A 6,667-nucleotide genomic window follows, 5' to 3' on the forward strand; every position below is an offset into this window, starting at 1 on the left:
CAACATGTCTTTCGACAGTAGCAGTCACTTAGGCTTGAGACCTATTGTTAAGCTATAGATAAGAGATTTCGTATGTCCACTTTTATCTATATTTATAAACATATTTCTATGTTTTTGGTTACTTAACGATTAGTCCTCTGTACTTATATTCTTTTCTCATTATATAATATCCGCTCTCAAAAAGAAATCATCCATTCGATTTTTGCAAGCATTTCAGGGCGCAAAAAAACTCCCGTTCACACAGGAGTTTCTGACGTAGCGAGAGGGGGATTCGAACCCTCGACACCGCGGGTATGAACCGCGTGCTCTAGCCAACTGAGCTATCTCGCCATATGTAATTTTTGATAAATATGGGACCTATAGGGCTCGAACCTATGACCCTCTGCTTGTAAGGCAGATGCTCTCCCAGCTGAGCTAAGATCCCATATCTTGTTTTTTGTCAGCTCTTATATCCTGCTGACATTTATAGATTCTAGCACTGTTCTCTCAATTTGTCAACGGTAATTTTTAAAATTTTTCAAATTTTTTCTTTTATTTCTACAATAGCGTCGATTTCATTCCACTTCCTGCATTTTCTGCTATTTTCTTTTTGGAATACACATTCCAATCACCAGCCCGATCAGCATTCCAATCGACAGTCCAAGTCCGGCATTTCCATTCAGGGCACTGCCAAGCGCACATCCCACACACATACCGATGCACATTCCTTCCTCCCCATAATCGCCGTACTTCCCGTTCCCTCAATGCAAGACGGTACGTCAGTTTTTCCGGCTTCAGCGCTTCACTGTAAACATAGAGCTCTGCTTTTCCCCACTCGTCCGCTTCCACATAAGCGCCCTGCGGTGCATAGCTTCGTTTTACGACATACTGCGCGCCTTTCCATCTTCCATTCTCATTCTCATACAATGTGTTACTTTCTCTTCCATTTTCTGATATTTCTGCGGAAATGCAGTTTTTTCGCGTTCCTTCATTGCGAATTTTCCCCGGGGATGATATAATAGCCAAAGTCGAAAGAGCGAACCCGGTGACCGTTCCACAAAGTGTCCCGGGAATAATGGCCATCCCCAGGACACAAAAAACGGGGATATGTCCCCTGCTGCATGCGGGACATAAGAAAGGAGTAACATATGCCTTATGATGACGTACAAAAATTTTCAGAGGCAGCGGTAAACAAGGCGAAGCTACTGAAAGAACAGCCTGGAAAATACTTTCTCCGCTCGGTCATGGCAGGCTTTTTTATCGTCGTTGCCATGATCTTCTCCAACGTAGTCGGCAATGTCTTCCAGGGTTCCGATCCTGCGTGGGGCAAGCTGCTTGGCGGTATCGTGTTTGCTATCGCGGTTCTTCTGATCGTGTTCATCGGCGCAGAGCTTTTTACTGGAAACAATCTTGTCATGGCGTTTGGTGCCTTCGATAAAAAAGTATCGTGGACGCAGGTTGGAAAAGTATGGCTCGTCAGCTACATCGGAAATTTCGTCGGATGTCTGATCCTCTCCGTGATTTTCGTACTGGCAGGCGCTTCCGGCACCGCTGATTACTATGCGGGCTTTATTGGGAACAAACTTTCCATTCCTGTGGGAGAAATGTTCTTCCGCGCCATTCTCTGCAACTTCTTCGTCTGCCTTGCCGTTGCCTGCGGCATGAAATGCAAAAATGAAGTTGCGAAATTTTTCATGATCATACTTTGTATCTCCGGATTCGTTGTTGCCGGTTTCGAACACTGCATTGCCAATATGGCAACCTTCGTTACCGCCGCACTTCTCGTTCCGGGCGGCATCTCTCTTACCGCCGCGCTGAAAAGTATGGTAATTGTAACTATCGGAAATATGATCGGAGGCGGACTGCTCCTTGCCTGGCCGCTTCGAATGATGAGTGCAGATAAATGACAAAATCCTTATACATTGCGGAGAAACCGAGCGTCGCTCAGGAATTCGCAAAAGCATTAAAACAGAATATGCAGCGCAGGGACGGGTATCTGGAGTCGGAAACTTCCGTCGTAACCTGGTGCGTCGGCCACCTGGTTACGATGAGCTACCCGGAAAAATACGATCCTGCGTTAAAAAGGTGGAGTCTTGAGACCCTGCCTTTTTTGCCTGAAAATTTTAAATATGAAGTAATCCCGGAAGTAAAAAAGCAGTTCAACATCGTGAGCGGCCTGCTCCACCGGGAAGATATCGAGACCATTTATGTCTGTACCGACTCCGGGCGCGAGGGAGAATATATCTACCGCCTCGTCGCACAGATGGCCGGTATCAAAGACAAGAAGCAGAAACGTGTCTGGATTGATTCACAGACAGAAGAAGAAATCCTGCGCGGCATCCGCGAAGCGAAGGATGAAAGTGAATACGACAATCTCTCAGCTTCCGCTTATCTCCGTGCCAAAGAAGATTACCTGATGGGCATTAACTTTTCCCGTCTTCTCTCGTTAAAATATGGAAACGCCGTCGCATCGTATCTCGGCACCAAATACCAGGCCATCTCCGTCGGCCGTGTCATGACGTGCGTGCTCGGCATGGTCGTGCGCCGCGAACGCGAAATCCGCAGTTTCGTAAAAACACCGTTCTACCGTGTCATCGCCGGTCTTTCTTTTAACGGGCGGAATTTCGAAGGCGAATGGCGTGCCGTTAAAGGAAGCCGCTATTTTAACTCGCCGCTTCTCTATAAGGAGAATGGATTCCAGAAAAAAGAAGACGCACAGAAGCTGATTGACGAATTAGAAGCACAGAATCCTCTGATCCCGCGCGTTCTGAAAATGGAGCGGAAAAAAGAGAATAAAAATGCGCCGCTGCTCTACAACCTTGCGGAGCTGCAGAACGACTGTGCCCGCTTCTTCAAAATCAGCCCGGATGAAACACTGAAAGTCGTCCAGGAGCTTTACGAGAAAAAGCTGGTTACCTATCCGCGTACCGACGCCCGTGTGCTTTCTTCTGCCGTTGCAAAGGAAATCAGCAAGAACCTGCGCGGCCTGCAGCAGTACAACATCTGCCGCGGTCTTGCGGATGAAATTTTACAGGGCGGGAGCTGGAAAAAGATCGGTTCCACCCGTTATACGAATGATAAACAGATCACTGACCACTACGCAATCATTCCGACTGGACAGGGCCTTGGCAATCTGCGGAATCTTTCGGAGCTTTCCGCCAAAGTATACGAAACGATTGTCCGCCGTTTTCTCGGTATCTTCTATCCGCCGGCCGTCTATCAGAAGGTTGCGCTTGTGACGGAAATCGGCGGCGAACAGTTCTTTTCCAACTTCCGTGTTCTCGTGGAGGAGGGCTACTTAAAAGCGATGCACTACTCCTTCTTCCGTAAAAAGGATGAGGACGATGACCGTAAAAAAGATGAGGAAACAACGTGCGATCCCGCATTCCTTGCCGCACTGTCCCAGTTAAAAAAAGGCAGTGAACTGAACCTGCTCGGTCTCTCGATCAAAGAGGGCGAAACCTCCCCGCCGAAGCGCTATACTTCCGGTTCCATGATCCTTGCGATGGAGAATGCCGGACAGCTCATCGAGGATGAAGAGCTCCGTGAGCAGATCAAGGGAAGCGGCATCGGAACGAGTGCGACGCGTGCGGAAATCTTAAAAAAGCTTGTCTTTATCAAGTATCTCGCGTTGAACAAAAAGACGCAGGTCATCACACCGACGCAGCTCGGCGAAATGATCTACGATGTTGTCCACCAGTCCATCCGTCCGCTTCTGAACCCGGAGCTGACAGCAAGCTGGGAAAAGGGACTCACCTATGTGGCGGAGGGATCCATTACCTCTGAGGAATATATGGGAAAACTGGAAAACTTTGTAACACGCCACACCGTGAATGTAAAGCAGATGCGGAACCAGTTCCAGTTAAAGAGCAGTTTTGATGCGTCCGCGCCGTACTATAAAAAAGCCTCTTCCACACGTTCCGGTGTCGGAAAAAGCACGTCTTCAAGAAGCTCTTCTGCAAAGTCTTCTTCGAACAGAAAAAAGACCGCACAGAACACCTGAAATGTGGTAAGATAAACAGGAACAGAAAAAAGAAAGGATGAATCACTTATGAAAGATGCAACCATTTCTGAACTTTATGATTTAACCCAGACCATTGCCGCAAAAATCTTTGAAGGCAAAACGTATCCATGGGAAGTGCTTCCGCTCATCAAGGACTTTATTCTTGAACTCGGCGAGACGCTTGATCCGGCAGAATACGAAAAACGCGGCGAAAATATCTGGATCGCAAAAGATGCCAGTATCGCACCGACCGCTTCCATCAACGGCCCATGCATTATCGGAAAAGGCGCGGAGATCCGCCAGTGTGCTTTTATCCGCGGAAACGCCATCGTCGGCGAAGGCGCTGTCGTTGGAAACTCCACCGAGCTGAAAAATGTTATTCTCTTTAATAAAGTACAGGTTCCGCACTACAATTACGTCGGTGACTCTGTTCTTGGCCACAAAGCGCACATGGGTGCCGGTTCCATTACTTCCAATGTAAAATCCGACAAGAAGCTTGTCGTTGTCAAAGGCGCCGACGAACAGATCGAAACCGGACTGAAAAAATTCGGTGCGATGCTCGGCGATGAGGTTGAGGTCGGCTGCAACAGCGTGCTGAATCCGGGAACCGTTGTCGGAAGAAATTCCAACATTTACCCGCTCTCCTGCGTCCGTGGTGTGATCCCGTCGGGTCATATCTTTAAAAACGCGAAGGAAATTGTCAAAAAAATCTGATAATTAAAAATATTTTGTTTTATCGCAAGAAAATCAAACAGATCGTTTGCAAAGACCGCCGGAAATTTTATCGTTTTTCGGCGGTCTTTGCAATTTTTTATCAAAATAGGCTGGACGAATGGCCAATTTTGTGAGACAATAACCATAGGTCTGTGAACAGGCTGGAAACGGTCCGTTCGAAAGACAAAAGCTCAAATAAGTACATATTTGAAAGGAGTTTAACAATGACTTATTCACACGAAGTAGAAATGATGTGTCCGGTTACCCAGGGCGTGCATCACGGTGCAGCTCCGATTCCGGAGGAAGCAAAATGGGTAAAAGCAAAAGAGATCAAAGACATTTCCGGATTCACTCACGGTATTGGCTGGTGCGCACCGCAGCAGGGTACCTGCAAACTGACTCTGAACGTAAAAGAGGGCGTTATCCAGGAAGCTCTCGTTGAGACTATCGGATGTTCAGGAATGACTCATTCTGCAGCTATGGCATCTGAGATTCTTCCGGGCCTTACCATCCTTGAGGCTCTGAATACTGACCTTGTGTGTGATGCTATCAATACTGCAATGAGAGAACTCTTCCTTCAGATCGTTTACGGAAGAAGCCAGAGTGCATTCTCCGAGGACGGACTGGTTGTAGGTGCCGGACTGGAAGACCTTGGTAAAGGACTTCGTTCCCAGGTTGGTACTATGTACGGAACCCTTGCAAAAGGACCTCGTTACCTTGAAATGACCGACGGTTATGTAACAGGTATCGCACTGGATGAGGATGACGAGATTATCGGTTACAAATTCATCAACTTCGGAAAGATGATGGACTTCATCAAAGCCGGCGATGATGCAAACACAGCATTCGAGAAAGCAAGCGGACAGTACGGACGTGTTGCTGATGCTGTTAAGATCGTTGACCCGAGAAAAGAGTAATCAGATAATTTAGGAGGATAGGAAAATGGCTTTATTTGAATCATACGAAAGAAGAGAGAAACAGATTCTGGCTAAGCTCGCTGAGTACGGAATCAACTCGATCGAAGAAGCAGCAGAAGTTACAAAAGCCGCTGGCCTCGATGTATACAAAATGGTCGAAGGCATTCAGCCAATCTGCTTCGAAAATGCAAAATGGGCTTACACGGTAGGCGCAGCAATCGCAATCAAAAAAGGATGTCGTAAAGCTTCTGAAGCTGCAGCAGCAATCGGTGAGGGACTTCAGTCCTTCTGTATCCCGGGTTCTGTAGCAGATCAGCGTAAAGTTGGTCTTGGCCATGGTAACCTTGGCAAAATGCTTCTGGAAGAGGACACCGAGTGCTTCGCATTCCTGGCTGGACATGAGTCCTTCGCAGCTGCTGAGGGTGCTATCGGTATCGCTGAGAAAGCAAACAAAGTACGTCAGAAACCTCTGCGTGTTATCCTGAACGGTCTTGGAAAAGACGCTGCTCAGATCATCGCACGTATCAACGGCTTTACTTATGTAGAGACCGAGTATGACTACTACACCGGCGAGCTGAAAGAAGTATACAGAAAAGCATACTCCAACGGCCCGCGTGCGAAAGTTAACTGCTACGGCGCTAACGATGTTCGCGAAGGTGTTGCTATCATGTGGAAAGAGAACGTTGACGTTTCCATCACCGGAAACTCCACCAACCCGACTCGTTTCCAGCATCCGGTTGCAGGTACCTACAAAAAAGAGCGTATCGAAGCTGGTAAAAAATACTTCTCCGTTGCTTCCGGCGGTGGTACAGGACGTACTCTTCACCCGGACAACATGGCAGCAGGTCCTGCTTCCTACGGTATGACCGATACAATGGGACGTATGCATTCTGACGCTCAGTTTGCAGGTTCTTCTTCTGTACCGGCTCACGTAGAGATGATGGGTCTGATCGGCGCAGGAAACAACCCGATGGTTGGTATGACTGTTGCTGTTGCTGTAGCTGTTGAAGAGGCAGCAAAAGCTGGCAAATTCTAAAGTTATCCAATACTTGCG

Annotated in this window: 6 protein-coding genes and 2 tRNA genes; 5 read left to right on the forward strand and 3 right to left on the reverse strand. The window is 47.7% G+C overall.

The window, feature by feature from the left end; translation table 11 throughout:
- Positions 1-256: 256 nt before the first annotated feature.
- The 3 genes from ACY2VW_RS13540 to ACY2VW_RS13550 all read right to left on the reverse strand — a co-directional run bounded on the left by ACY2VW_RS13540 (position 257) and on the right by ACY2VW_RS13550 (position 704).
- Positions 257-330 (reverse strand) — tRNA-Met (locus tag ACY2VW_RS13540).
- A gap of 21 nt (positions 331-351) precedes the next feature.
- Positions 352-424: transfer RNA gene (locus ACY2VW_RS13545), tRNA-Val, on the reverse strand.
- 154 nt (positions 425-578) lie between these two features.
- On the reverse strand, positions 579-704 hold the full coding sequence (locus tag ACY2VW_RS13550; protein WP_461878410.1) for a hypothetical protein: 126 nt from the start codon (positions 702-704) through the stop codon (positions 579-581).
- Positions 705-1,127: 423 nt separating this feature from the next.
- Between ACY2VW_RS13550 and ACY2VW_RS13555 the strand changes: the two genes are divergently transcribed.
- The 5 genes from ACY2VW_RS13555 to ACY2VW_RS13575 all read left to right on the forward strand — a co-directional run bounded on the left by ACY2VW_RS13555 (position 1,128) and on the right by ACY2VW_RS13575 (position 6,649).
- Complete coding sequence (locus ACY2VW_RS13555) at positions 1,128-1,886, forward strand: formate/nitrite transporter family protein (RefSeq protein WP_055217715.1); 759 nt, start codon at positions 1,128-1,130, stop codon at positions 1,884-1,886.
- Positions 1,883-3,982, forward strand: coding sequence for a DNA topoisomerase (locus ACY2VW_RS13560; RefSeq protein WP_461878411.1), 2,100 nt, complete (start codon positions 1,883-1,885; stop codon positions 3,980-3,982). Before ACY2VW_RS13555 ends, ACY2VW_RS13560 begins: the two co-directional genes overlap by 4 nt.
- 48 nt (positions 3,983-4,030) lie before the next feature.
- A complete protein-coding gene (locus ACY2VW_RS13565; protein ID WP_461874251.1) occupies positions 4,031-4,696 on the forward strand; it encodes an acyltransferase in 666 nt (221 codons plus the stop codon).
- A 224-nt stretch (positions 4,697-4,920) separates the two neighbouring features.
- Entirely contained in the window at positions 4,921-5,613 is a 693-nt protein-coding gene (locus tag ACY2VW_RS13570) for an iron-sulfur cluster assembly scaffold protein (protein WP_055217708.1), read from the forward strand.
- Between the two features lie 25 nt (positions 5,614-5,638).
- Complete coding sequence (locus ACY2VW_RS13575) at positions 5,639-6,649, forward strand: GGGtGRT protein (protein ID WP_461878412.1); 1,011 nt, start codon at positions 5,639-5,641, stop codon at positions 6,647-6,649.
- Positions 6,650-6,667: the final 18 nt, after the last annotated feature.

Source organism: Fusicatenibacter sp., from assembly GCF_977045365.1.

Coding starts and splice junctions, on each gene's coding strand:
- ACY2VW_RS13550 (WP_461878410.1), bottom strand. CDS start 704: ATGTGCATCGGTATGTGTGTGGGATGTGCGCTTGGCAGTGCCCTGAAT.
- ACY2VW_RS13555 (WP_055217715.1), top strand. CDS start 1,128: ATGCCTTATGATGACGTACAAAAATTTTCAGAGGCAGCGGTAAACAAG.
- ACY2VW_RS13560 (WP_461878411.1), top strand. CDS start 1,883: ATGACAAAATCCTTATACATTGCGGAGAAACCGAGCGTCGCTCAGGAA.
- ACY2VW_RS13565 (WP_461874251.1), top strand. CDS start 4,031: ATGAAAGATGCAACCATTTCTGAACTTTATGATTTAACCCAGACCATT.
- ACY2VW_RS13570 (WP_055217708.1), top strand. CDS start 4,921: ATGACTTATTCACACGAAGTAGAAATGATGTGTCCGGTTACCCAGGGC.
- ACY2VW_RS13575 (WP_461878412.1), top strand. CDS start 5,639: ATGGCTTTATTTGAATCATACGAAAGAAGAGAGAAACAGATTCTGGCT.